The organism is Wolbachia endosymbiont (group B) of Chesias legatella (assembly GCF_964026945.1).
Classification (GTDB): Bacteria; Pseudomonadota; Alphaproteobacteria; order Rickettsiales; family Anaplasmataceae; genus Wolbachia.
The window spans coordinates 539,051-565,786 of record NZ_OZ034711.1; the positions used below are offsets into that span (position 1 = coordinate 539,051).

At 34.1% G+C, this 26,736-nt stretch carries 15 protein-coding genes and 5 pseudogenes; 13 read left to right on the forward strand and 7 right to left on the reverse strand.

What is annotated here, in order from left to right:
* Positions 1–204: 204 nt before the first annotated feature.
* Positions 205–615 (reverse strand): hypothetical protein, encoded by a 411-nt coding sequence (locus AAGD65_RS02490; protein WP_341810984.1) that lies wholly within the window; start codon positions 613–615, stop codon positions 205–207.
* Entirely contained in the window at positions 540–2,885 is a 2,346-nt protein-coding gene (locus AAGD65_RS02495) for a hypothetical protein (protein ID WP_341810986.1), read from the reverse strand. The genes AAGD65_RS02490 and AAGD65_RS02495 overlap by 76 nt, the downstream gene beginning before the upstream one ends.
* Before the next feature lie 552 nt (positions 2,886–3,437).
* On the opposite strand from AAGD65_RS02495, the pseudogene AAGD65_RS02500 reads away from it, so the two are divergent.
* The 3 genes and pseudogenes from AAGD65_RS02500 (at position 3,438) to AAGD65_RS06965 (ending at position 4,752) form a co-directional block, all read left to right on the forward strand.
* Positions 3,438–4,263, forward strand: a pseudogene (locus AAGD65_RS02500) (transposase family protein).
* Positions 4,264–4,402: 139 nt separating this feature from the next.
* Complete coding sequence (locus AAGD65_RS02505; protein ID WP_255702879.1) at positions 4,403–4,528, forward strand: hypothetical protein; 126 nt, start codon at positions 4,403–4,405, stop codon at positions 4,526–4,528.
* Between the two features lie 14 nt (positions 4,529–4,542).
* Positions 4,543–4,752, forward strand: coding sequence for an ankyrin repeat domain-containing protein (locus AAGD65_RS06965; RefSeq protein WP_264690065.1), 210 nt, complete (start codon positions 4,543–4,545; stop codon positions 4,750–4,752).
* Here the strand turns inward: AAGD65_RS06965 and AAGD65_RS02510 are convergent.
* Together AAGD65_RS02510 and AAGD65_RS02515 are read right to left on the reverse strand one after the other, a co-directional pair.
* A complete protein-coding gene (locus AAGD65_RS02510) occupies positions 4,718–5,311 on the reverse strand; it encodes an IS5 family transposase (protein ID WP_230609172.1) in 594 nt (197 codons plus the stop codon). The genes AAGD65_RS06965 and AAGD65_RS02510 overlap by 35 nt on opposite strands.
* 473 nt (positions 5,312–5,784) lie before the next feature.
* On the reverse strand, positions 5,785–7,173 hold the full coding sequence (locus AAGD65_RS02515) for a hypothetical protein (protein ID WP_341810987.1): 1,389 nt from the start codon (positions 7,171–7,173) through the stop codon (positions 5,785–5,787).
* A gap of 237 nt (positions 7,174–7,410) precedes the next feature.
* Here AAGD65_RS02515 and AAGD65_RS06970 point away from each other — a divergent pair.
* The 5 genes and pseudogenes from AAGD65_RS06970 to AAGD65_RS02535 form a co-directional block, all read left to right on the forward strand.
* A pseudogene (locus AAGD65_RS06970) lies at positions 7,411–7,488 on the forward strand (hypothetical protein); the annotation flags it as partial.
* A gap of 155 nt (positions 7,489–7,643) precedes the next feature.
* Positions 7,644–8,191, forward strand: a pseudogene (locus AAGD65_RS02520) (IS630 family transposase); the annotation flags it as partial.
* Between the two features lie 214 nt (positions 8,192–8,405).
* Complete coding sequence (locus AAGD65_RS02525; RefSeq protein ID WP_149168922.1) at positions 8,406–9,926, forward strand: hypothetical protein; 1,521 nt, start codon at positions 8,406–8,408, stop codon at positions 9,924–9,926.
* Between the two features lie 8 nt (positions 9,927–9,934).
* Entirely contained in the window at positions 9,935–16,777 is a 6,843-nt protein-coding gene (locus AAGD65_RS02530; RefSeq protein ID WP_230609175.1) for a latrotoxin-related protein, read from the forward strand.
* A gap of 22 nt (positions 16,778–16,799) precedes the next feature.
* On the forward strand, positions 16,800–16,955 hold the full coding sequence (locus AAGD65_RS02535) for a hypothetical protein (protein ID WP_167495309.1): 156 nt from the start codon (positions 16,800–16,802) through the stop codon (positions 16,953–16,955).
* 181 nt (positions 16,956–17,136) lie between these two features.
* Here AAGD65_RS02535 and AAGD65_RS02540 read toward each other — a convergent pair whose 3' ends face one another.
* The 3 genes and pseudogenes from AAGD65_RS02540 to AAGD65_RS02550 form a co-directional block, all read right to left on the reverse strand.
* Positions 17,137–17,895, reverse strand: a complete 759-nt coding sequence (locus AAGD65_RS02540; RefSeq protein ID WP_264690050.1) for an Rpn family recombination-promoting nuclease/putative transposase — start codon at positions 17,893–17,895, stop codon at positions 17,137–17,139.
* Positions 17,892–19,439 (reverse strand): group II intron reverse transcriptase/maturase, encoded by a 1,548-nt coding sequence (gene ltrA / locus AAGD65_RS02545; RefSeq protein WP_341810988.1) that lies wholly within the window; start codon positions 19,437–19,439, stop codon positions 17,892–17,894. Before ltrA (AAGD65_RS02545) ends, AAGD65_RS02540 begins: the two co-directional genes overlap by 4 nt.
* A gap of 633 nt (positions 19,440–20,072) precedes the next feature.
* A pseudogene (locus AAGD65_RS02550) lies at positions 20,073–20,318 on the reverse strand (PD-(D/E)XK nuclease family transposase); the annotation flags it as partial.
* A gap of 362 nt (positions 20,319–20,680) precedes the next feature.
* On the opposite strand from AAGD65_RS02550, the pseudogene AAGD65_RS02555 reads away from it, so the two are divergent.
* The 5 genes and pseudogenes from AAGD65_RS02555 to AAGD65_RS02575 all read left to right on the forward strand — a co-directional run bounded on the left by AAGD65_RS02555 (position 20,681) and on the right by AAGD65_RS02575 (position 26,658).
* Positions 20,681–21,585, forward strand: a pseudogene (locus AAGD65_RS02555) (helix-turn-helix domain-containing protein).
* A gap of 170 nt (positions 21,586–21,755) precedes the next feature.
* Entirely contained in the window at positions 21,756–22,430 is a 675-nt protein-coding gene (locus tag AAGD65_RS02560; RefSeq protein ID WP_341810989.1) for a RadC family protein, read from the forward strand.
* 170 nt (positions 22,431–22,600) lie between these two features.
* The gene (locus AAGD65_RS02565; RefSeq protein WP_264376223.1) at positions 22,601–23,788 is read left to right on the forward strand and encodes a hypothetical protein; all 1,188 of its coding nucleotides are present in this window, start codon (positions 22,601–22,603) and stop codon (positions 23,786–23,788) included.
* Between the two features lie 572 nt (positions 23,789–24,360).
* Positions 24,361–25,632, forward strand: coding sequence for a group II intron reverse transcriptase/maturase (ltrA, locus tag AAGD65_RS02570; protein WP_264377358.1), 1,272 nt, complete (start codon positions 24,361–24,363; stop codon positions 25,630–25,632).
* A gap of 117 nt (positions 25,633–25,749) precedes the next feature.
* On the forward strand, positions 25,750–26,658 hold the full coding sequence (locus AAGD65_RS02575; protein WP_264374906.1) for a helix-turn-helix domain-containing protein: 909 nt from the start codon (positions 25,750–25,752) through the stop codon (positions 26,656–26,658).
* Positions 26,659–26,736 lie beyond the last annotated feature (78 nt).

Genomic DNA, 26,736 nt, shown 5'->3' on the forward strand with positions numbered 1-26,736 from the left:
AAAATAAGATAATTTCTTTAGAAGAACCTATAAATAATTAAAGTTTCTACAATTCTTTAACCTCGCTTATGGAAAGATTAGTAAATTTAACACTCCCACTAAATTGGATAAATTGATTGCAAAAAAATAACATTTTCAGGAAGGTAACCTTTCATAGGTAACAAAGCCAACCTTCCTGATATTTCTCCTTACCTTGAGTTATAATCATTCCACTGTTATTTGATTCACTACAATTTCAACATTGCTATCTTTAAGTAAATTTGAAGGACTATTACAACAGTATATGACTGCAGCAGCAATTAGACAACAAACTCCAACTGCTATTCCTACCGCTAACATTCCTGAGTAAACTGCAATAGCTATCCCTGAAACAATTCCAGCTATTGCTAATGTGAAAGCACATACAGTAGGCAGTTTATTTTTTTCTTTACTTCGTGGAGCATCATTATTTAAATTACTCGGCTGTTGATTATTATTTTGAATACCATTTGTTTGATCTGTTGCTACAACTGAAGTTTCTGAGTGTGATCTTTTTGGAACTAATTGTGTATTATTTTCCTCTTCTCTTGTAATATTCTCTTGCTGATTAGATGGCTCTTGTGTAAAATCTTGCATTTTTTTTTTACCTCTGACAGTCCATTGATGATAAGTTTGTATTCATCATTATTTGGTATAAGTCCATAGTAATTCGGTAAAGCCTTTTGAATATGTTCATAAAAATATTTATTTATCTCTGCTAAAATTTTTTGCCGTTCAAGGGTAATTTCTTCAGGATTATCAATATTTACATTGCATATAGCAAAATCTTCAAGAGCTTCTTTCAATTCCGGATGAGATTCCGCATGTTGAACTAGATTCTTAGCCAAATCTTCCAGAAATGGTTTAATGTTCTCTTCTGTAATAACATTTTTCTGTGCTTCTAGTTTTTGTTCTTCTTCTAAATAGCGATCATATTGATCCACGATCTCAGAGCTAATTTCGTTTATACTATTAATAATTTGGGTCCATATACCTGTTGTACAAGCACTTTCATTTTTACCATATGTTGTTGACGCTACATATATTTGTTTTAGAAGAACGAACTCTTTTTGCTCTCTCCAGATCTTTTCTATATCTAAGTCACTGATTTCTTTAAACAACTCATCTACTTTTTTACCGTCATCTATACCATTTAATAATCCATGTAGTTCTTCTTTATTAAACTGTTCTTTATCGAGGATTACGCTATTTCCAAGTTTTTCTTTTACCTTAGATGATTTGTTCTTTACCAAATCTGGATTTTGTTCCATAAGAGTGACTAGCAACTCCTTTTTTTCTTTCAGTGGAACGGAAAAATTATCAATAAGTAGTTTTATATAACCTATAGATTCAGGTATAGTAATCTTTGCATCATATCTCGTATAATCATATTGTAATGGTTCTGTAGGGTATCCTCGTTCATATTCACCAAATTTATTTTTCTTTAAGTATTTAGTGTTTAATGCATCTTTAGCTTTGTCGATTACAGTTTTTATAAACTCTTTGTCATTTGGTACAGGATTATAACCTAATGTTTGTGCCATCACATTGCTTTTTTCACTGTCAATTAAACTGAGAAGCTTTAGTCTTATTGGATCATTCTGATATTGTTCAAGTAGTTCTATACTTTCTACGTAAGAAGTCGCTGCTTGCTTTAACTGTTCTTCACTGGCTTCCGTGGATTCAACCAATTTTTTAGTAAAAAAGTTTATCCGCTTACTTACTGAACCTCTATGAACAGATTGAGGGTCTTGTGCAATGCGCAAGTCATCTCTTCTTTGTTCAGGTATCATACCACGTTCAAACAAAAAATTTTGCATTTGAAGGTCGTTGTTATAGAAATGAGATAGTGTGTGTCCTTGCTCATTTCTTGAATTAATTAGAAAAGGATATTTATCATAGTCATCCAGCAAAACCTCTATTCCCTCTGTATGATGACCGCGTTGTGCAAGATCAAAAAACAACTTTTTTACAGTGCTTTCATCTAGCTTGCAAACATTACTCTTAGATTTTGCTCTTGCTTGAGACCATAATTCTTTCAGACGTTTACAAAAACCCATAGGTTCGTTATTATCTTCTATATGAGTAATTCTATCGAAGAATTCGTTATTATCTTCTATATGAGTAACTTTATCTATGAATTTGTAGTATTTCTCAGATTCGGCTAAAGCTTTTGCTCCTTTGTGACCAATCATATTGTAACTTAAATCAAGTTTAGTAAGTTTTGTAAGATTACCATTAGCTAAAGCTTCTGCTCCTTTTACATCAATCTGATTGACACTTAAATTAAGTTGAGTAAGGTTTGTAAGATTACTATCAGCTAAAGCTTCTGCTCCTTCTGCATCAATCAAGTTAAATAGCAAACCAAGTTGAGTAAGGTTTGTAAGATTACTCTTAGCTAAAGCTTTTGCTCCTTCGTGACCAATCATATTGAAACTTAAATCAAGTTTAGTAAGGTTTGTAAGATTACTCTTAGCTAAAGCTTTTGCTCCTTCGTGACCAATATTATTGTAACTTAAATTAAGTTCAGTAAGGTTTGTAAGATTACTATTAGCTAAAGCTTTTGCTCCTTCGTTACCAATATTATTGTAACTTAAATTAAGTTCAGTAAGGTTTGTAAGATTACTCTTAGCTAAAGCTTTTGCTCCTTCGTGACCAATATTATTGCGATGTAAATCAAGTTGAGTAAGGTTTGTAAGATTACTATTAGCTAAAGCTTTTGCTCCTTCGTTACCAATATTACAACGAATGAGAGAAAGTTCTTTAATATATTTGTTCTGTTGCAAAAATCTTATCAATTCATTGATATCTACTTTTATATCATACAAACGTAATCCGTTGGCTCTAACATAATTAGAGAAATCCATTTTTATCCTACTAATGTTATTTGATTAACAATTATAACAAATTGTTTTACAATTATCAACTTTATGAATATATTAACTGAACTATATTATAGTTTGCAGAAAATACTGGATTCTATAGCGTTACAACAAATTTAATCATTTACTCTTTTAAAAGATGCAAGAAAAATGCCTACCTTTGTGAGAGCAGCTCAAATAAAAGCAGGATTGTGAAAATAGAAGCTTGAAATCTTTACAACAAATTTAGACAAATTGGTTCATATGTAAATTTAGCTGAAGTAGGCTAATATAGATAGTTTTAGCGTATAGCAAAATTAATATATAAAAAAGTTCGTATGGATCACGTGGTAGACCAATTGATTCCAAGAAAAACACTTCTCACCACCATTAGTTTTGAACACTGGAAATGGTCATATTGTTTAGGTTCTTAATAATACTTAATATTAAATTAACAGTAATCCATTTGAGAATAGCAAAAGACCTGCTGCAAAAGGTAATTGAAAAAGTGATGCGAGAGAGGTAGAAGAAGAATAAGCAGATCGAGTAAGGTAAAAAATGAGCTTTAGTTACTATAAAATGAAGAAGCACCCAAGAAACTTTCGTAATATAACAGGTTTAACTATAGAGGAGTTTGAAAAGGTGGTGGAAAAAGTGAGGTCTGAGTGGAAAAAACTTGAAAAACAGAAAAAGTGCCATGGTAGAAGATCACAACTACCAACTCTGGAAGATAAGTTATTTTGCGTAATTTTGTACTATCGCACTTACATAACACATAGATTTTTAGGGTGCCTGTTCAATATGCACAACGCAAATGTATGTAGGTTACTGAAGAAAATAGAGCCATTACTTGCCAAGAAAGTTACTATAACAAAAGATAGAAGTATGACATCAGAAAAAATACTAAAGATTCTGGCTGATGTTACAGAACAGCAAATACAGAGGCCAGAAGATAGTAAAAAACGGAAGAAGTCATATTCAGGAAAAAAAAGAACCAACACTATGAAAACTGAGATTGTTATCGAAGAAGATGGAAGAATTTTATCAGTGTCAAAGTCATATCGTAGTAGAATTAGTGATTTTCGCATAAGGAAACAAGGAAAATATCTACCACTCGATAGCATAAAATATGCCGATTCTGGATATCAAGGTTGGCAAAAATTGCAAAGTAATGTCATATAAAAAGTACCGTAAAAAGCCATTAATTTCAGAGCAGAAAGAGCATAATAGACGATTAGCATCATTTAGAATGAGAGTAGAAAATAAGATCCGTGAGGTAAAGATATTTAAGATTATGTCCCATGTTTACCGCAATTTTCAGAAAAAATATAACCTGAGGTTCAATATTATTGCTGGTATTGTGAATCTTAAGCACTCCTTTTAGTTAACCTTGATTTTAGTCACCCTCCTTCCCTTTTTTTATCGCTTGATTCGCAGCAGGTCTTATGCTATAGATACTCAAATTTATATAATTTAGTAACAGCTTTATAGTGTAAAGAAAGGTTAATATCATTGGGGGGTTTATGCAAATATCTGAGCTTACTACAGAAACTTCAACAACTATAACAGAGGTTTCTATTGAGAACCCAAACAGCGAATTATTTGATGCTGTAAAAAAGGTAACCTTGATAGAGTTAAGGAGCTTATAGAAAGAGGAGCCAGCATTAACACTAAAGGTAGTGATGGCAATACTCCTTTACACTTAGCTGCTAAAGTTGGTAATTTGAGTGTAGTAACCTATCTTGTGGGTGAAGAAAGAGCTGATATTTATGCAAAAAATCAATACGGACAAACACCTATATCTCTTGCTGCTAAAAATAATCACTTAGAGCATGTCTTCAAACCAAAAAATGAGCTAATTTGTGAAGTATAATAGTGATCATATTAAAGAAGATATTAGTTTTTGAAGTGAGGGGAGAATGCTCATAATCCTTGTTCATACGTCTAAAATTGGAAAGCCAGGCAAATGTCCGTTCTACGATCCAACGTTTAGGAATAATCTGAAATCCTGTATCAACCAATTTCTTGGCAATTGTTAGCAAACATCCAGTTTCCAATAAACATCGATTTTGTAATTTACCTGTGTACCCTTGATCGGCAAAAAACTTTCGTAAGGTTGGGGCTTTGCATTTAGCCTGAGCAAAAAGATCTAGAGCACTATCGCGATCTTGAATACTTGCACTGTGTACTTCAGCAGCAATTACAAGACCCACAGTATCTACAATGATATGGCGTTTTCTGCCCTTTATTTTCTTTCCAGCATCGTATCCCTCTCGATCCCCTTTTTGAGTCGTTTTTACTGACTGGCTGTCTATTATTCCCACTGATGGAGTTTCATTCTTACCGATTATCTCTCTTACTTTTTTAACTAGAAAATCATGAATTTCTTGCCATATTCCACTTTTTTTTAAGCGCGAATCACAACTATACACGGTTTTCCATGGTGGAAAATCTTTAGGCAGTTGTCTTCATTGACATCCTGTTCTCATCATATAGCGGATTGCGTTAACAATTGTTCTAATACTATGTTTTCTTGCTCTGCCGGTCTTTTAAGGTTCAAAATATGGCTCTATTATCTTCCATTCTTTGTCACTTATGTCGCTTGGTACATCTTAAAATATATCTTATACCATACTTCTTAACTTCTTTCTACTCAGTTTCAAGACGGGCTCTAACAACCCCAACTTTGATTTTAGTATTTTTTCTTGTGTTGTACTCATATCTGACACTCCTTTAAAATTTGTTTATATTTTTATCTTACTTTATTACCCTGTCAGATTAAGTCTAAACTATTACATCTGCAATCTCTCCTATTTGACCTACCAACAATGAGTATTGGTATTAGCAATGGGATAAAAAACAAATAGCAAACACTGAAATTAAATAAGTACATAAGCAAAGTGCTCTAGTTCGTTTGTGTATCCCTATAACTATCAAGGGCTCTCTCTGCTTTTACATTATTTTGAATATTAGAGCTAGGTTTATCTCCTTTTTCTTTCTCATATAATGACCACCCACATAGTCCAATTACTGCAGGTACAATAAGTGCTGCTAAAAATATATATGTTTGTGTCACAAATGCTAATGCTATAATCAAAGCTGAAAGAGATGCTGATAAAGTGAAATACACAGTTGACCTGTGACGTTGAATGTTTTGTGTCTTATTTTGTACTCTGTCAGATTTCACATTTTCTCCCCTGTAACAATTTTTATCTAGCACCTTTTCATTAAATGCTCCACTAAACATTAACACAGTTTCTCCTAACGTTCTTCTAGTAAGATTTTCCTCCACTGCAATATTACCTCGTGCGGATAATGCACCATTACCAACGTATCCAACTCCCTCACCCATTATAGATTCTGCAAACTTTCCTTCTTTTGATACCCTACTTGGCGCGCTAAGATCACCATAATTAATAGCAATGCTTTTGATGCCACTGTCGCTTATCAGCTTATTTAAATCTTGAGTATTTCCAGTATTGACAAATATCCCACAAAATCCTGAGTATTTTCCACTATCTTGCTCTATTTCCTTAGCAGCTTCTATTGCTGCATTGACAAAAGCTATTTTTGCTTCTTTTTGCTCATCATTACTCAAACCACTCAAAAAAGCATTAGGTACCACAATGCTTAATCCTTCTTTATGTTTGGCAGCCATTAAGGCATTCAGTTTTACTACGTTTTTAAACTTATCTTGTAGCTCAGATTTTCTGCTACCTATTAACTCTCGACTTCTAGCAAAATACTTGTAGTCTAAGGTATTTCCTTTTAACTTAGGAAAAGTAGTATAATGAACAACGCTTTCTATAGGATCATTCAGCAGCTTTCCTGAATGATCTAAATGTTGTGTTACTTCAGCCCTTATAACTATATAAGAAGATTTTTTCTGTAGCTCTCTCCTATAATCTTCAAAACTTTTATATTTAGATGGTATTGTTACTCTTTTACCAGCCTTAAGAAGCTGAATATCATGCACTTCTTTTGCGCCAATACGATCCTTATCATATATTAAATCTATTTTTTGTTGTTTATTTTTAATCTCTTTTGCATATACTGTTTTAGTTGTGTTATCTATTACTATATCCGCATCCACTCCTTGTGTAAGCTGCACAATAGGGGCTAATTTATTATCAGTTATCATGCACTTCCCAGTGTACGGATTAGAACAACAGCCTTTTTTAGACCCTAGCCCAAACATTTCCATTAGTGGCCTTCGAATTTCATAATGCAATGAATAAGGAGTTGTGCAAAATGGAATTTCTTTTGTTTCTTCCTGAATTAGTCTAAGATTCATAACCTCCTCACTTTACACATTGTAGTATCATTAATGATAGCATTTTATAAATCAGGAGTCAAGCATTCCAAACAAATATAAGCTACATATACAAAGCACAAAGATTTTTGAAAATAGCTCTAAATAGAACTCTTGTATTGTGAATCAGATAGCTAAAATGCTGCTAGATAATGGAGAAAATGCTAACTTGAAAATCAGGATTGTGTACCATTACACCTTGCAGCTCAAAAAGGTTACAGAGAAATTGTCGAAATTCTGTTAAACAATAATGCAGATCCTGAATGGCTTTGTTGCATAGCTGTCAATAAGATGTAGAGATGGAAGGAATTTACAAGGCAAATTCGAAAAGAGGCATACCGATATCAGTAAATTTATTAAGTAATACCAATTCCCATTCCCACTATACAAAGAACGGATAGACAATAATGGAAAAAAAGCCATACTAAAGTAAGTGAAGTAGCGAGGTTTAAATGGCATTAAGATCAAAATTATTGGATGAAAAAGTGAGCAAAAGAAATGCTGAAGAAAGTAAGGAACAATGCATATGTTTCAAAAAAACTAAATGCTGTAATTGCGGCAAAAAAGCATAGTATAACGGCTGTAGCAAAAATATATTGCATTTCAAGAAGCGCACTAACTTCGTGGATAAAATTCTTAAAATTTGGCAGAGAAGAAAAACTGTTTGCTCCTCCACAACGCCGTAAAAGAACTAAATTAAATCAGGCTCAACTACAGCAAGTTGAAGCATGGATAGAAGAAAATCCTAATATTACCATTAAAGAAATGAGAATAAGAATCCAGGAAAAGTTCGGATTAAATATCAGCAAATCTACAGTACACCGCCATATACAAAAGATGAAATTTTCATATATTACACCAAGACCAGTACACAACGTACAAGATAAAAGTAAACAAGAGGAATTCAAAAAAAAATCTCAATGAAGTTATTGGCAAGTATCCAGAAAAAGAGCTATTTTTCTTTGATGAATCAAGGTTTGGCACACATTCGAAAGTTGGGCTCTGTAATATCTTTCTTCATAGGTAATCTCCTAAATTGAAAGAATTACTTGGAGTTTACCCACTTTCCAGCCTTTTTTCACTTCTTTCTAACCCATAGTTGGGGTTAATAGAATTTTTTTTGTGCCGTTAAACTTTACACAATTTTTTAGCTGTGTTTTATCTTGAACCGATAGAAAATCATAGTATATTGAGTATTTTAATCGGGTTAGGTAATGAATTACACTCTAATGCCATCACTTAAGCATAAAGCTCTTGTGGAAATAGCTATTACGTTATGGAATCAAGATGATGCCTGGGATTTAGCGTCAAAGTTTTACTTCTCATCACCAATCCTAAATGTCAGTGAAAGAAAAAGAGAATGGCAAAAGGTAGAGGATGAAGTGATAAAAAAGGTACTAAAACTTCCGCTGCCAGAATTGTTAAAAAAGGAACTATCAAGTTTTGTTGAAGCAATAGGTTGGCAGATACTCATATGGAAACAATATCATAAAAATCTTTTAGGTGGCAAAGATGCTAGAGCAAGCTTAAGCAAGCTTTGTTGGACACCACAAGGCACTATTGATAAAGAGAAAACAGCAAAGATATTAGTGCAAGATGAAAATTTAGATATTGCTAAGCGCTATAGATTAGCATGCACTTATTGTTTAGAAGATAACATTCTCACCCTATGGAAACAAATCAGTGGTAGGAAACTCTATGGAAAAGATCTTAGGAAAATAAGAATAAATGAATCACCTCTAGTATCGTTCTGGTCCCATCATATAGAAGAAGAAACAGCTCAGTTAGGCGATATAATAAGAAGATATTGTCAAGATGATAGTGTTACTCATTATGAGTATGCATTTCGACGTTCAGCAGTTAGTGGCAATGAAGCAGCAACCAGATATTTCCTACAAAAGTTAACTCCTGAAGAAAAAGATAAGGTCTTAGTAAGAACTGCAGAATATGTGGCAAAAAGACGTTGTGACTGTGTTAGTGAGTTTACAGATTTTTCCAGGGAGAATTATATTGATGTTTTGTGCTTTTTACTTTCAGAAATGGATAGAGAACAACAAATGGAAGTGTTCAAGAGCTGCTCTTATGAAGTGCTAAAGTGCTTTTTGGATTGGCCATGGCAGAGTTTTTTTATGGAAACAGCGCAGCATATGTGGGCTTTCCTTTCTGAAGAAGGTTATGATTGTTTATTGAGAGTAATCGTTAATAAGATGATAGATGGTAATAAAGATTACAATTATCAAAAGCTCTTTGGAATATTTTGGCAGCAAGGTCCTAGTACTCACACAAAACATGTAATAGATAAATGCGGATCAGGTGGGTTATTATTACTAGACTTATTTAAGGTTGAAGATGTGGAAAATATCAAACTGATCTTTCAAGATGCAACTCCCAAAGAGAAAGAAAGGCTTATTTTTTGTAGTAGGGGGCAAGATATTTGCCAAGATTTGATTTATGGTGATAGGGGGGGATTTATTGAGTTCTTCATTCGAGAATGTATATCATCAAAAAATGAAATGGTAAAATTTAGGGAGGAATTTAAAGAACGTATAACATGGTGTTGTTCAAGAGAGGAATTTACAAAGAGGAAAGATAAATGGGATAAGTTTTTTCAATTACTGGATAATCTTATTCAAGAAAATGACAAAAAGAGAGGAATAGAAGGAGAAGAAAGTAGTCCAGCAAAGAAACTTCGTAGTATAGAACTTGAGGAAGTGACACACAGTATGAAGAAATAGATAAGAAAATGCCAAGAGCAACAGCTGAAGCGAAACATATTGAACACAAGCTTGAGTTAATAGAATTATTACTCACTGAACCAATTAATCCAGGTAACAGTAAGGGTAACCCTGTTCTCTCAGTAAATTTCGATGCACCTAAGGGATTTGCTGAAAAGTTTAGTTTATTTCTTCGTGAAACTCCAAATATTGGTTCAACATCTAGTCCTGAGTTTTTTATTCATAGCATATTAGGATCGATTTTAACCCTTCCTAATAGTGGTCTAGTAGAAAAGCTTGGCATCAATAAGGTGTATATTAAGCGTACTAATTTGAAAGTAGAGGGATTGAAAAATGAGATTAGCATTGTAAAACTATGCTTTTTTCTTGAAAAAAGTGGAAGAAAACAAGTGGTTCTTAGAGCTTTTACAAATGATCAAATTACAGGTTATGGGGATTTAAAACGGAAATATTGTTATAATGATGATGAACTTAAAGAGATAGCAAAAACACTAGAGATCTCTGACATAGATAACACAGATATAAATGAGTATTCGTTTCATATGCGTACTGAAGAAGATTTAGGCAACCTGTCATTCGAACTATATAGAGAACAAAGAGATAGAGTAAAAGAAAAATTTAAGGATTTGGTGTCTTCTCCATCTCAAACTAGTGAATTTGAGGAGATCAATATAGGTCGGTCTACAAGTCTTGAAGGTGCATTTAAACAGCTTTCTGATAAGAGTATAGATCAAGTAATAGTTGGTATTAGAGAAATTTTTCTTGAACTGGCCGAAATATACAAAAGTAATCAGGGAAAGTTTTCACTGGGCAACTCAGAAGCAGCATATCATGGGTTTGTTTATGGAGCTTTAGCATTAAATTTTAAATATCGTTATGGTCTTAATTGTTATGTTGAACGTGCTGCAGGTAACGGACGTGCAGATTTAATACTTATGTCACGTACAAAAGATGCAAATGGTAGGATAAATCCTAAACCTGTTCCAGTAGTTGTTGAGTTTAAAGGAGAAGGTCATACTGCTGATGAAGCTATAACACAGATCAAGAACAAAGGTTATTTGTATAACCTCAGCATTAGAACTAAAGCAGAAGAGGCGGTTATAGTGGGAATTAGTTATGCTGAAGTAAAGACAGAACAAGCTAAGATTTTTCAATCCCAAGGTTTTGTGCATCAATTATTAGAAGGTGCTAAAGATTTTGATGGCAATGAAGCAAAGGAAAATTTAAAGGCAGAACTAAAGAACTTATATCACTTGATACCAAGTAAGGATAAAAACTATTTAAGCAAACTAGTGTTCGGACAGATTTTAGCTATGGATAGTATAGATAAAAATATTTTCACTTATCAGAATGAAGATAGAAGTATAGGAAGAGAGGCTACTACATTTCTACTATTCAATCAAGGGGAAGATAGAGCAGTAATATTAAATATTATAGAACGTAGTGGTGAATTAAGAGAACTTAGAAGGCAAAAGAGATTTGACAGTAATAAAATTCCTCCAATTGATGAACTGGATATTGATTCTGCAGTTAAAATCGACCTGATAATAAACACAGGAGTAAAGAATAACCTAGGTGGGTTTGAAGTAGGAGAAAGAAAAGATAAGTCTTATTTTCAGGATATAAATATAAAAGAAGTCTCTCATAACTCTAAAAATAGATACAAGGGTAAATTTGAAAGAATAGGGAATGTTGACGTAAATAGCTTAATTGAACAATTACGTGGAATTGATGTTGTAGACTTGCTTAAGGAAAGTAAAGATGAAGAGATGATGGGAAATAAGTTAAAAGAGTCACTATCTCCTTTAGTAGAAGCTTTATTGCCTTTTAAGGAATTAATAAAAAGAGAAGTGGACTTTCAAGCAATAATGCAAGGGTTATTGATAAATGGAAAAACGCAAGATGGTAAAGAGATTAAAGTGTATGTGGAATCTAATATATCTTCATTAGGGAAAATGGACCTGGCGCTATCTTTTACATATTTGCAAGGAGATGAATCTACTATTGAGGAAGATGAACCAATTATCATAGAATTAAAATGTGCTAATAGTAGTGTAAAGAAAAAATTAGGACATGCAGAAAAACAGATGAGTGACAAATATAAAATTCTTAGATCTTTTACTGATAAGAGAACAGCCAAGTTTTTAGCCATGGTTTTTAATCAATCTAGTAGGTCCGATAAAGATTTAATTACAGCAAGCATAAAAAGTATTGAAGTCTATCATACCACATCTCAAGGTGAGATTAGCTCTCCCGAAAGAGGTGGTGCAAGAAAAAGGCTAAGGCTTGAAACTGGGCCTCAAATGGAATGTTTAGAAGCTAAAAGAAGAAAAATAAGAAATATAGGCATGTACTGCATAGACTCACGTGATGAAGAAAATATTACAGAGGAAGAAAAAGAGCAACGTATTAAAGAGTTGTTTAATGCTAACAAGGTAGCGGAAAGAGTAAAGAATATTGAGTTTTATGATCAGCTTTTCAAAGTTTCTGAACGAATCTCTAGAGGTGAAGCTACAGACCAAAATGTTGAAGAAGCATTTATTGCAAAGGTTAAAAATGTAGATCTAAATTCAATAGACCCAGAGATCAAGGATATTGTAAAGGAGATGAAAGAAAATAAAGAAGAAATCAAAAATATTCTCAGAGGATATGGGGTAGCAGAAAAAATAGGGAAAGTAGCAGAAAGTGCAGGTTTTGCCTTTACAGTATTTTTAGTTGGTAAACATATAGCAAATGGAGATGTAGAAGGCCTAGGTTATGATGCATTAAATCTCTGGGTAATGCCAAAGATTGGTGAGAAAATCTCTGGAAAAATATTAGGATTAGGAGAAAAACTTGATTCTCAAATGCTAAAGGGGTTTGCCCCAGTTATGGGACCTGCTATAGGTAACTTTGCAGCATTTTTAGGGTTAGCAGAGTCGATAAAAGCTCGGGAAAGTGCAACGAATCCTGTAGATATAAAGATTGCTGACCTAAACATCGCAACTAACTCCATTTTTATAGCTGCAGATGTACCTGCGATTGTTACTGAGACAATGTCAGCCGTAGGAATAGAAGCTGGAGTAATGGGAGAATTTGCTGGTCCAGTTGGTACTGCTATTTCAGTTGCTGTTATTATTATATCGCAATTTGTAGAAGCAGAGCTTGAGGTAGAGAAATTGGAAGAGCACATAAATCTTACAGATCAGGAGAAGCATGATTTGTATTGGGATTTCTTTCTTGGTAAAAAAGTACCAGATTATATAGAAAATGATATAGAGGCAGAAAGTATATATAAACAATATGTATTAAAGCTTATAAGCCAATATAAAGGTAATTATGATAAAATAGTTATGTCGCTGCCTTATATATTGGTTACAAAGGAAAAGCGTGTTTATGGGGAAATACAACTCCTCAGAGTTTATTGTCGTACTAACACAAAAATAGTTGATACTAAGTTTGATTTTGGATTCAATACGAATGTTACATATCCATTTCATATCAGTGATATTAATTCTAGAGTGATTCCTACGAACATTGAAAGTTATAGTGTCGTTTGCGGACCACACGATAGCGATATTAAAGTACAAATTGATAATCCTCCCTGTACTGACTGTGTTGTAAATGGAATTGGCTCAGGATGTGATAACTTATATGATCATAGTAATGTATTACTAAATAGAACATTTGAAAAGTGGTTTTTACAAGAATACCCTAGCGACTGTTATAATGCGGTTATATACAGAAATAAGAATTTCCGTGGGTATGGAAGCGTATACTATATAACAGCTCAAAATGCTAATATTAATGTTGTTTTTCAAGAAAAGGATATTTTAAATGGTGATCGAGGTAGAAGAGGTAAGGTAGAAAATAGGTACTATTTTGAAAAGTCATTAGATAGTTGCAAGGTGTATAACTCAGGTAGAAATTTCTTTTACATAGCAGGGAAGTTCTCTTGTGATTTAGGAGCAGATAGACAAAAGAATATAGTTATAACACAAGGTAATCTTACTACAGATTCAATAAACATACATTCTATTATCGGCAGTAATAGAACTAATTATATAAAGTTCTCTAATGCAGATTATGTAGATGGTAAGGGTGGAAATGATATAATAACAGCAAAAAACTTTGCTACAATAAAAGGTTATTTTGGTGATTCTATTCACGGAAGTGGCTTAGTATTATTGCCGATAAATTTTAGTGATATAGATAAAATAACTCATGTTAACGACAGAACAAATATTTATAATAAAAGTGGAGATTCTATAAGTGTAGATAAACAGACATTAATAAAAACAGCAGATGGTTTGTTTGTAACTCCAACGAAAGTAGAGAGTAATACTGGAACAGTAGCAAGTCTACAAATAACAAAAAGCGTTGGTAGTGATGTTATATTAGATGATGAGTTAGATAAGTTGCAAACAATAGATAATCGGAACTTTAATATTACAAAGCAATTATCAAGTACTAATTATCGTAGTACTATAGGTAGTTTTAGTAATCATATTTTTTATCCTGATAAAGAGCACCATAATTTTTACTGGGAAGCTCCAAGTAATATAAACCATCTTTATCTTTTCGATGAAAAAAGTGCTAATATTACGATTGCTCAAGCAAATGGTATATTAGACTTTAGTCAATTAAATAGCACATTAAATGATATACAATTTGCAGAGAATAATGAAGGAGAAATAAAGATTAACAAAAGTAGACTAAATGTAACCCTGCTACCAGATTATAAAGATGTTACGGTAACATTTGATAGGGAAAAATATTATAAACTTCAGAATGGTGAACTAGAGCGTGATTATTGTTCTCATAGCTTAAAAATAGATGGAAGATTTAGCGTTAATGGTACTGATCTGTTAAATCATTATAATTGTTTCACATTTGATTCAGATAAGGTGCTTTTTTTAAAACTCAATAATGATTTGCTATTGTTATCAGATAAAGGAGCATATATCACAGATTACTATTCTTTTGTTCATAGAAACTGGGATTTATCTATAGAACTAAACAATAGAATTATAGAACCAGAAGAATTTGGAGAAAGAGCTGATGATTTTAGTTCTTTCAGGTATTATAAACCAGATGAACAAGGGTTACAGATTTATCATAATCAGCCTATTAATAAGAATGATATTGGTTTAGTTGATTTGAAAGGTAAGTCTATATTAGATTTCGATATGAAAGTTATGAATGATACCTTATTGCTATCACATAAAAATAACACTCTTGTAAAAGTAGAGAACTGGAATACTTATCAACCAGCAAGAGAAATGATGTTTGCTTTTAATGATACAATAGTTTCTAACTCAAAATGTATAGCTTCTACTTGCAATCCACAAGATGTTATAATGGACTTTAATAAAGAAAAACAGAAACAGTATTCTCAGCTAATAAAAACCTCAGGGCCTGAAGAAGCAAAGTCACTTATAAGAAAAGCTATCCAGGAGAATAAGTCGAACTTGCTTGAAGCTCTTCTTGATGGTATGAGAAACAGGGATGATAGATATACTCTTATCAATGCTAAAAACGATTTCGGCGAGACATTTCTGCACCTTGCTATCTCTCAGTGTTTTGTTGATAACGGCGTTAATAACCTAAAAGATACTAAGTTAAAGATTGTAGAGCTGCTGCTTAACAGTGGTATTGATGTTAATGCTCAGGATACCCAGGGCAAGACGTCTTTGCACCGCGTTGTCCTTCTAATGGGTTATTTAGTTCAAAATAATCATGATTTTAGTTTGTTACAACTTCTGATTTTTAAAAATGCTGATGTTAATATTCGTGACAATAATAGTAAGAAGCCTTTAGATATTGCAAGAGATAAAGGTTTCACAAACATAATTTCCTTTTTAGAGAAGGCAGAAAGAAGAAATGAATACGTTGCACCAAAGCATATACGTCATCATAAAAGACATGCTTATCATAGAGGGAACCGTCATCGTTATTCACCTATTGAAAAGACAACAAAAGCTAGAATAGAAGGAAAAGCTATAGTAGGTAAAATTGAGTCTATGATAGATGAAAAAAGTCCTACAGTAGGATATGATGATGTAGAGGTTATGGTAATAGGTGGCATAGAGATTGCTGCAATAAATAGAAAAAAAATCAAAGTGAATAAGGCAGAAGAGGTGCGCTATAAGAAAGCTACAAGCAGAGCAAGTGCACTATCTTCATGGATAAACAGTTTGTTCGGTTCAGTAAAAACCTCAATAGGTCGGTTATTAGATTCTAAACCTACATTGTCTGACGGAGTATCAAGTACTACAAGTCCAATCTCACAAGTTGATTCACCAGTAGATATAAACGGCACAATCATGTTACTTGATGTGCTTATTAGAAAAGTTACAGGTCAAAAATACATTTCTACAGCAGATCAGCACGTATCATTACTGGAAGCGCAGGGCTATGCATTAAATATTACAGAGGAATTTGAGAAAGTAGTAGAGCAAGCTGGATTAAAAAGTGGTGTGTCAATGCATCGATTAAATATTGATTTTGTGGAAATACAGAAAGAAGTTACAGGAAAAATCATGAGTGGTAAATTTGATGAGATTTCGGGGATTTTCAACTCATATGTAGAGAAAGCATGTTCTGGTAAAGAAGCTGGTAAATTAAGTCCGAAGAAATTTGAAAAGTTTATAGCTCAATTTAATAAGGGTCTGCTAAATCAATCAATAGAGCAGATATTACACAACAGAGATGGTAGATTAGAAGTTGATGGTACAAAAAAACAGCAGATAAGTTTAGAGCCTCAAAGTTATTTAAGTAATGCTTCAGTTCACAGCCATTCAAAGGACAAAGTATCAACTTGTCTTTCTGATGTAGGAGTAACCAAGCTTGGAAATACTTTGAGTAAGTAGATGAGAATATGGAAGGTATAATATGCCAAATAGTGAAAAGCTTATAATAGAATTTAAAGTGGAGGTGGTAGATCCCCTTAGCAAGTTTGATGGTTCTAATACTAACATGGATGAAGTAGGAATGAGAAGTACAAGACTAGAATTGGGAAATAAATGGTTAATGTACTATCAATATTAAACTTACGGTATATATCTTTAATATGTAAGGCTGAATAAGAGGGTAACGTTATGATAGTAATTTATATAATTCTATGTGCAATCTTTATAGCCATTTTAGACAGTTCACTAGATTCTTAATTAGGGGACATGTCTAACTTAGAAAAGGTTTTTATAAGTGTTAAAGTGAATAAGTAGGAATATTATGTTTTTTCTTTGAGTTGTGAAATTTCAGAATGAGAGAGACCGGTAATTTGAGCTATAACATCAATAGATACACCGGCCTTGAGTGAGTTTTTTGCTACTTCAATTTTTTCTTCTTGTCTACCTTTTTCTTGACCTACTTTAAGGCCCTCATCAAATTTTTGAGCTAAAGCAGCTACCTCATCCATTATGCGTTTTTTCATTTGTTCATATGCTAGTAACTCTTCTTCTGACCAATTAAACTTATTCATTTCTTCATAAGCTCGTTTTATTATTACGTCACTACCAACTATCTTATCTAGATCCTCTTCCCTTGTTTCTCCTGCATAGCGAAAAAAGTAACACCATTTTTCTACTATATTTTCTAATTGGTCTTCTTTTGTCTTTGTAAATTTTGGTAGTTCTATGAATACAAAGTAAAAATCCTTTAAGTCATGTTCAAAGCTATTTTGATCTAAAATGACATGATTAGATTTGTACTCAGCCTTATCTGGAAAAATAATACAATCAGCAACAGCTATGAAGATAATTTCCTTGAGATTATGATAATTATCACCTTGATCAGCTTGACTTGAGTAGGCTTTAGCAGCATAATATTGAGCACGTTTTTCGAAGCCTTTGGTCTTAGTAAACTGGTCAGGTAAGGAAGCAGTATTACTACTACCCCCTCCCTTAGAAACGCAGCATGCAGGTTTCCCCACACTACGCTTGAGCCCCTTATCTAAGTTCTTCTTTTCTAGAACCGGCTTGTCCTTCATGATTCCTCAGGAAACATCATTCTTAATGGTGACACCAACAGTAGAGAACCTTCTCTTGAGAAAGAGCTTGCTAACATTCTTGTTCGTTTCACTCTCTCATCAAAATACTTTTTCCATTTTAAGTCAAGGGGATTTGCATCCGCTCTGATTTTAACATGTCGTCTGATAGGTATATCAATCAGCTTAAGCAGTCTTAAATACCGTATCTCTTTTGGTTTGTTCTTGCATAGGGGTGCAGCAAAGACCCATTGTCGTTGACCCATTACTTTGAAGTAACGATTCTTTATCCAACGTAATCCTTTACGAGGATGTCTTTTCTTTGCCCATTTCCATAAACTATGCCAAATTTCATTGTCGATCTTTCTAAACGCTTTTTTAGCACACACATGGTGATAGTAATTTCCCCATCCTCTCAGTAGAGAGTTGAGTGACTTAATTACTATAGCCTGAGTGTTCGCTATATTTGCTTTTATCAATGTACGTGCTTTATTAAGAAGTCTTTTAATACTTTCTTTCGAAGGTTTAATAATTAACTTCTTATTATATCTACGTACATTACAACCAAGAAAGTCAAACCCTGTTGTGATAGATGTAATCTTTGTCTTCTCTTCTGACAGAATTAAACCTCGCTCATGAAGAAAAGATGATACTAAAGGCTTAACTTCCTTTTCCAGTACTTCATGTGTGAAACCTGAAATAATAAAGTCGTCTGCGTATCTGATTACATTCACTCCACTTCTGATTTTGTTTCTTTTTCTACTGCCGAGTTTACCAAATCGACTTTCCAATAACTTTTCAAGTCCGTTTAAGGCTAAATTGGCTAGTATTGGAGAAATTATACCACCTTGCGGGGTACCTGCAGTTGTGGGATACAGAGTTTTTGATTCTAGGAAGCCAGCTTTTAACCAACTATGCAGAATTTTTTTCTCCATAGGAATATGCTTCATAAGCCATTCATGATTAATGTTGTCAAAGCATCCTTTGATATCACCTTCAAGTATCCATTGTAGTTGATTACGACTTGCCAGTAACAAATGACAAGCTACTGTAGCATCTGCACAGGATCTTTTAGGTCTAAAGCCATAGGAGTGACGATCACTGATCGTTTCAGCTATCGGTTCCAGAGCAAACAGATATAATGCTTGCATGGCTCTATCTTTTATCGTGGGTATTCCAAGAGGTCTTCTTTTGCCATTAGATTTACTGATATAAATCCGTTTTAGCGGAGAAGGTTTATATCCTCTTTGCTTTAACTGCTTTATTCCTTGAAATTTAGCATTGCAAGTTGACCATAGTTGACGATCTACACCTGCTGTGGTTTTTCCTTGGTTTTCAGTTACTCTCTTAACAGCCAAAGCTTTTCCGCTAAAAGAGCGTGTGAGAAGATGTTGTAAAGCTTTTACCTTACCCCATCTTCCTTCTTGGACAGCCTTAACAATACGTCTTTGTAGCCTCACAATAACTTTCTGGCATTTCTTCCATGGCAATTGCTTCCATGCTTCAAAGCTTTCGGTAGATGCACTTACAGGTTTACTTGTAATCATCTGCTTTCCTACCTTAAGTGGTTAACAAAGTTTCTTGTCACGAGGGACCAAATGGAAGTCTGCTCGTTTTCACGCGAATTAATGTTACAAATTCTATCCATTTCGTTACAAAATGGCATTCGCTTTCTCCATTCTCCTTTACCTGCACTTCCATCAGCATTCCTTGCGGTTTGCTTGCCATGTAGGCGAAAATACAGGCTTACCCTGTTTCTCCAGTCATACAACAGTGGGTTAGGTGGCTTCTCTATACCGGTGGAGTTATTATTTGCGTACATCTAGAAATGAAAAATGTAACTTATCCACATTACCTTTTGGTCAGAGCTTATCAGCATCTTTAGCTCTTTCATCGTATCGGTACTTATAAAGCTTCACTTACGTTCACCATACCACTAGCCTAGCCCTCCAACCACATGATGCTTGCAGTTTATGCCCCTCTCACGATTGAGCATCTTCTTTTTCAAGAGGAGGTTCATTGTCCGCATCGCTTGGCACCAACCGGTTGCCCGATTCGCACTGATGCGTAGACTCAGACGGCAAAACATCTGGTTTAATAAGTTTTAGAATCCTTTCAGTTTCTTTCTGAATGAATTCCTCTCCTTTTAAACAATATGACCGAAGACTTTCAGGTCGCACCATCTCGCAAACGTACTGAACACCTGAAGAATCTCTACAGAGGACATCAACAATACTTTGTTTTTTAGAGGCAATATCAGGGTCTTGAATAGTACTTAAGAACTCTATATCCTGTATTGCGTTTTTGCCAGTAAAGCCCAGAATATCGTTGAGAAAGTGAATGAGGATGTCTTTATTCTTTTCAGTACCAAAGATACGGCGAAATGCGACATCATTCTTCGGGTCGAGAAACTTTGAAAGAGCCATAGCAAGAGTACGTAAAAAGCATTGATAATTATACACAATTGTGAAGAAATATACAACGTTTTTATACTAAAGCCTATTAAAGTTAGCAAAATTTCAAGAGTTGGGAAAAATTATCTTCATAGATAACCCTAGTATGCACCTTAGACGCCCTTTTGTAGATCTTTTTATCAACTCTTCTATAAGATATATTAAAATGCCAAAAATGGATTTATGATTTAGCAGCCTCCAAAGATACCTATTTAAAGTGTGAACTTCTTAGCTTGTCACATTATAGGCATTTAATATACTAGTTCTCAACAAAGGTAACATATGCTAGCAAAATTTCTATCTAAAACTTTTAAAATGGCAGGTTATGAAAAAGAATGACCGTTAGCTATACTAATTCTTTAGATCACGAAGTGGGAGAGAAGGTAAGAAGTTTTAGGTTAGCAAAGGGATATACTCAAAAAGATTTAGCGGGAAAAATCGGTGTAACATATCAAATAGTACTACAGTATGAAAAAGGAATACGTAAAATTTCGATTGAGAAATTGTATGCTATAGCAGAAGTGTTATCGGTTGGCATCATAGATCTTATTCAATTTGCCTTAAAAACGAAGAAGAGGAAATATTCAATCTAGTAAGAAAATATAAAACGATTAATGATCAAGAGTTGCGCAAGGTGTTTTACTTGCTAACAAAATTTACCCGAGTTGGTGAGAAAAGTAGTAAAAAAGCAGAGAAAGTAAAAATTGCAAAGGGCCTGGTTAAAGCAGGGATTTCTGTTGATATTGTTTCACAGGCAATTGGCCTCTCTGCTGATGAATGTGTTGAAGAAAAAACAGGTTATATATACTACAAAATAGGAAAAAAGATAAAGGAGTGTAGGGCAGTACGGGAGTATACTCAAAAGGATTTAGCAGAGAAAATGAGTACAACACGTGACGAAATAAGCAATTATGAACAAGGAAGGGTTGCTGTTCCACTTGATAAATTATATGAGATAGCAAAGGCATTATCGATTAATATTATCGACCTACTTGAGCTAACAGAAGATGCAGATGATAAAGTGGTACCTGATTTAATAAAAGAATACAAAAAGATTGAAAGCCAAGAACTACGTAATGCACTAATGAAATCTCTGTTTAAAAGCATACAAATTTGCGAAGAGAAAGTGAAAAGAGCAGAAAAGATGAAAATTGCAAAGAATTTAGTTAAGGAAGGAATTTCTATCAATATTATTTTAAAAACAGTAGGCATCTCTTTAGACGAAATTCAACAAATTTAAAATAAAAAAATCAGTATCTATTAATATCTTTACTTTTTGATGAAAAAATAAGTAAAAAAGATTTAAAAATTGATTTGACTTCACTCAAAAGCTATGGCTTTATGCCAATGCTGACAAAAAACAGCAGTAAATATATAAAAACATTTTGTTATTAGTGAAGGGTAATTTTTATGAATAATAAGGAAAACAGTAAGGATCGTAGAGAAGAAATAGAATTCAGAGCATTAGAAAGCAACGGTAAAGCACTACTTGATCGTGAAGTAATAGAAACGTTTCTAAGTGCAGTGCATGACAGGGAAGAAGCTCGAATTATTGCTAGAAAGCTAATAGATAGTTTTGGAATAGGAGGAGTTTTAGGCCAGGAAATAGATGACTTGAAAACTATAGAAGGGATAACTGACTCTACAGTAGCAGTAATTTTATGCCTAAAGGAAGCTTCAAAGAGAGTACCAAGAGAAGAGTTAAAGAAAGGACCTGTAATGGATAACTTGGAAACCATAGTAAAATATTTAAGGGTGAGTATTGGCTATTCAGAGGAGGAAAAGATGAAAATAATATATTTTGATCAAAAGTGCCGTTTAAAGGGGGAAGAAGTGTTTACTGGTACAGTAGATAAGGTACCTTTTTACATAAGAGAAGTAACAAGAAAGGCATTAATAAGAAAAGCGACGTCAATAATAATATCGCATAACCACCCAGAAGGAAGGTTAAAGCCATCTGATGAGGATGAAGCTGTAACTAAAGACTTGGCTAAAGCTTGTCAGACTATAGGGATTAGGTTACTGGATCATATTATCATCACAAGTGTTGGGTATTTTAGCTTTAAAGAGCAAGGACTGTTATAAAGGAGATGTTTGAAGATTTTCATGAGCTGTTTAACTACTTGAATGAAGAAAGTATTTGTAAATGCATTAATTATTGCTTATAATTAATGAAAAAGTATATATTAAGTTAATAATAAAGTAATAAAGTCGGTTGTAGACTTAGTAAAGTATATTTAATAGCGGAGGCTAATATGGTTAATAAAATAATTGTACCTTTTGATGATCAAGAAGGAGGTGTTTACGAATTAAATGTTGATCTTGATAGATTATCAAAGGGTGAAATATCAAATGCGATTATAGGAATTGGTCGTACTAAGGAGCAATCCACCTTTGTAGGCAAAATTAATAAGGCTAAAAAACCTGGAGAAGTGCCCTCCTCTAATAGAGACGTTCAAATCAACTATGGAAAAGGGCTTGATTATATATATGGTACAAAACCTTTAAACGATCAAGCAGAATATTTAAATCCATTTACTTCAGCTTTGAAAAAAATAAAGCCAAGTGCAAGCGAAAGTGAAAAGTTAAGCTGGTTTAAGAGTTCTGTAGTAGAGGCAAAAAGCGTAAATGAATTGCATAAAGCCATAGACCAAGTATTAGCATCTGGAGAAAGGCTAAATGCATGTAATGATGGGGAATGGAGCTTTGCTGAGTATGTAATATTGGGTACACATTTTCATAAATTTGATAAGGCTGATCGTAAAAAGCTAATACGTAAACTAATGCTAAACGGTGCAGAGTTTCATGATACTTTATTGGAGAATAAATTGATAGGTGAAATCTATAATGAGCTACAACCAGAAGTTCAGCCACAGATAGATGAGAGACTAGAAGAACTAGAGAAAGCTGGAGAAAGTGCTGTGCAAGAAGGAGAATTAATAGATGTTGAAATAGATAATACAACATCGTATATAGAATTTTCTGGGGATAGCAAGGTAGAGGTAGCCAAAATACTGAGAGAGTTAGGAAGTAATATTTTAAAAATTGGCAATGATGCAGTTGAGGTTAAAAGTGAGAAGGGAGGTATAAGAAACTATATCGATATGTCAGATGGAAGCTCTATTATATTAGAATTTCCTACAAGCATTGGTAAGCTAGATATTATATTGTACCACGATGTAAAAAAATATGATCAAGTACAAGTCAGAGTAGAAAATAAGGAAATGTGGTCTAAATTACAAGAAAGAGGCGAAGAAATAGGAAAAAATTGTCTTTTTGCTGGAGTAAAACTTAAAGAAGCAGTAGAAAAGGGAAGTTTTATGAGATGTGGCATATGGAATAGCAAGCAGCTTATGAAGGAGGTTGATAGCCCAAGTGAAAAATTGTCTTCATGGGTAGATAAAGTACGTGAAAATAGTAAAGAAACTTTTAGGGGGCTTTAATTCATTTATTTTAAGGTTCCAGAGTCTAGTGTGCCGTAGAGACACAAGGAATGTTCAAGTAAGAGCAAACTAAGTGCAAAAGCTACGCAATAGATGGGGGTGGGCCCCTCGGAGCCGGCTTACAAGAGCAGGCTTCAAACAACCATAAGCTGCTTTGGTAAAAAGCTAAGGTAGTGAGCGTTATGGAAAAGGCGCAAATATGCGTCATGTGTAAAATAGAGAGATGAATGAAAATGAACCACTGATAAAGTGTCGAAAGGAATTGGATGATGTCAAAACCAGGGGTTAGACTTAACCTGGGATAAATCTATCGGGAGCTTGTTTACTGGATAGATGGCGTCCGGCATAGAGGTGGCATGAATCTATTTTGGGCTATTGCGTGGAACTGCGGGAACCTGTCGTTTCGATGATAAGGGAGAAATCCAAGGAGCTGATCTCTGAGGATGAGAGTACCGATGCGGAAAACAGGGGCGGATCAGCTCGTAGTAGTGAAGAAGTTTCTGTAATGGAAATGGAGCGAAGGAGCTGAGTTATTTAGTTTTAGTTATTTATCAACCGAAAGGGAGGAGTTAATGAATAAAACAAAGTCTTTTGATATACCAAAGCAACTTATTTGGAGAGCTTATAAACAAGTATCGAAAAATAGAGGTGCTGCTGGTGTAGATGGGGTTTCGATAACAAAGTTTGAGGAAAATCTAAAAGATAATCTATACAAACTATGGAATCGTATGACATCCGGAAGTTATTTTCCAGAGCCTGTAAAAGCTGTAGCAATACCGAAAGATATGGGAGGAGGACAAAGAATTTTATGTGTTCCTTCAGTATCAGATAGGATAGCGCAAACAGCAGCAACAATGTATCTCGAACCGTTAGTGGAGCCAAAATTCCATGAGGATTCATATGGTTATAGATCGAATAAATCAGCATTGGATGCGGTAGATACAGCGCGTAAGAGATGCTGGAAGTACGATTGGGTGGTAGACCTTGATATATCAGGGTTCTTCGACAATCTGGATCACGACTTAGCACTTCAGGCTATCAAGAAACACACAGACTGCAAATGGGTCATACTATATGTTGAAAGGTGGATGAAATCCCCTATACAACTTGCAGATGGCAGTAAAGTAGTTAGGGATAAAGGAGTTCCGCAAGGAGGTTCAGTTAGCCCAATCATCTCTAATATATTCATGCATCATGTGTTTGATATATGGATGAAAAAGAACTATCCGACGGTACCATTTGAGAGATATGTGGACGATGCGATAGTGCACTGCAGAACAGAGAAACAGACAAGATTTGTGAAAGTAATGATCGAAGAAAGATTGGCTGAGTATAGGTTGAAATTACATCCTAAAAAGACACAGATAGTGTACTGTAAGGATGACAATAGGAGAGATGAATTTCCTAAACAAAGTTTTGATTTTCTGGGTTACACATTCAGACCCAGGTTAGCAAGAAATAAAATAGGGAAGCATTTTGTTTCATTTCTCCCAGCAATTAGCAACAAGGCCAAGAAAAAGATTACTACAACCATAAGATCATGGAAAATGCTACGAAATACGCATATAACATTAGAGGAGATATCAGGAAAAGTAAATCCAATAGTCAGAGGCTGGTATCAGTACTATGGCAAATTTTACAGAACTGAGGTCTACAAATCTCTAAAGAATGTAGAGCGGCATCTAGAAAAGTGGGTCAAAAGGAAATATAAGAGACTCAGGAGTCACGGAAGACTAGCAAGACAATTTCTAGGAAAGGTGAGAGATAGGTCTCCAAATATTTTCTATCATTGGACACTAGGTTTAGGGTCAAAAAGGCTAAATAATGGGAGCTGTATAAGCTGAGAGGTTTATGTACAGTTCTGCGAGAGACTGGTAGGGGAAGTTCCACTGGTCTACTCTCCCCATTATATCTGGAGCCTTTGAGCTATAGTAGAAAATATTATATGTATGGTTCTTTGTATGGAAAAAAGTCTAGACTGTGAGGTAGGGCAAAAAGTAAAAAATTGGAGGTTAGAGAGAGGGTATACTCAGAAGGATTTAGCGGAGAAGGTTGGTGTAAAGTACTGGGCAATACTGCAATATGAAAAAGGGAGTCGTAAAATTCCAATTAAGAAATTATATGCTATAGCAGAAGCATTATCAGTAAATGTTAAAGGTCTAGTTTGTGGAGAGACGCTACCAAATGAAAAAAGATATTTTGAAGATGAAGAAATATTAAATTTAGTAAAGGGTTATAAAGATAAAGAATTAAGCGAGGTATTTTATTTATTAACCAAATTTATTCGTTTGAGTGAGGAAAGAAGCAGAAAAGCGGTAAAAATAGAAGTAGCAAGGGGTTTGATGAAAGTAGGAGTTTCTGCTCATGTTATCTCTCGAACAACTAACTTATCTATTGGTGAGTGTGAGGAGAACAAAATTCCCATTCCATACAAAGTAGGGCAAAGGATAAAAGAGTGGAGATTGATACGAGGATATACACAAAAAGATTTAGCGAATAAAGTTGGCATAACAAATCAAGGAATATACGAGTATGAACAAGGGAGAGCTGCTGTCTCACTTGAAATGTTAGATGAAATAGCAAAGGTATTATCAATCAGTATCATAGATCTACTTCCCGAATCAGATGAGGATAGTGAAGCGGAAGAAAAGCTATCAAAGTTGATAGAAGAATACAAAAAGATTGAGAGTCGGGAATTACGCGATATGCTAATCAAGTCTTTATTTGAAGGTATACATGTTTGTAGAGAAAAGGTCAGAGAGGAAAAGAAGATTGAAGTTGCAAGGAATTTAGTGAAAGAAGGAATTTCTGTTGATATTATCTTGCAAACGACAGGCTTATCAAATTATATGATTGAGGAATTTTTGTGATTTCATAAAAACTTAGCCAATAGTGGATTTTTTTGTGATAGAATATATGTTTGCTTCTGTAGGAAAAACAGCTTTTAG

Coding starts and splice junctions, on each gene's coding strand:
- AAGD65_RS02530 (WP_230609175.1), top strand. CDS start 9,935: ATGCCAAGAGCAACAGCTGAAGCGAAACATATTGAACACAAGCTTGAG.
- AAGD65_RS02525 (WP_149168922.1), top strand. CDS start 8,406: ATGAATTACACTCTAATGCCATCACTTAAGCATAAAGCTCTTGTGGAA.
- AAGD65_RS02575 (WP_264374906.1), top strand. CDS start 25,750: ATGGAAAAAAGTCTAGACTGTGAGGTAGGGCAAAAAGTAAAAAATTGG.
- AAGD65_RS02535 (WP_167495309.1), top strand. CDS start 16,800: ATGCCAAATAGTGAAAAGCTTATAATAGAATTTAAAGTGGAGGTGGTA.
- AAGD65_RS02565 (WP_264376223.1), top strand. CDS start 22,601: ATGGTTAATAAAATAATTGTACCTTTTGATGATCAAGAAGGAGGTGTT.
- AAGD65_RS02540 (WP_264690050.1), bottom strand. CDS start 17,895: ATGAAGGACAAGCCGGTTCTAGAAAAGAAGAACTTAGATAAGGGGCTC.
- AAGD65_RS02505 (WP_255702879.1), top strand. CDS start 4,403: ATGCAAATATCTGAGCTTACTACAGAAACTTCAACAACTATAACAGAG.
- AAGD65_RS02560 (WP_341810989.1), top strand. CDS start 21,756: ATGAATAATAAGGAAAACAGTAAGGATCGTAGAGAAGAAATAGAATTC.
- ltrA (WP_341810988.1), bottom strand. CDS start 19,439: ATGATTACAAGTAAACCTGTAAGTGCATCTACCGAAAGCTTTGAAGCA.
- ltrA (WP_264377358.1), top strand. CDS start 24,361: ATGAATAAAACAAAGTCTTTTGATATACCAAAGCAACTTATTTGGAGA.
- AAGD65_RS02495 (WP_341810986.1), bottom strand. CDS start 2,885: ATGGATTTCTCTAATTATGTTAGAGCCAACGGATTACGTTTGTATGAT.
- AAGD65_RS02515 (WP_341810987.1), bottom strand. CDS start 7,173: ATGAATCTTAGACTAATTCAGGAAGAAACAAAAGAAATTCCATTTTGC.
- AAGD65_RS02490 (WP_341810984.1), bottom strand. CDS start 615: ATGCAAGATTTTACACAAGAGCCATCTAATCAGCAAGAGAATATTACA.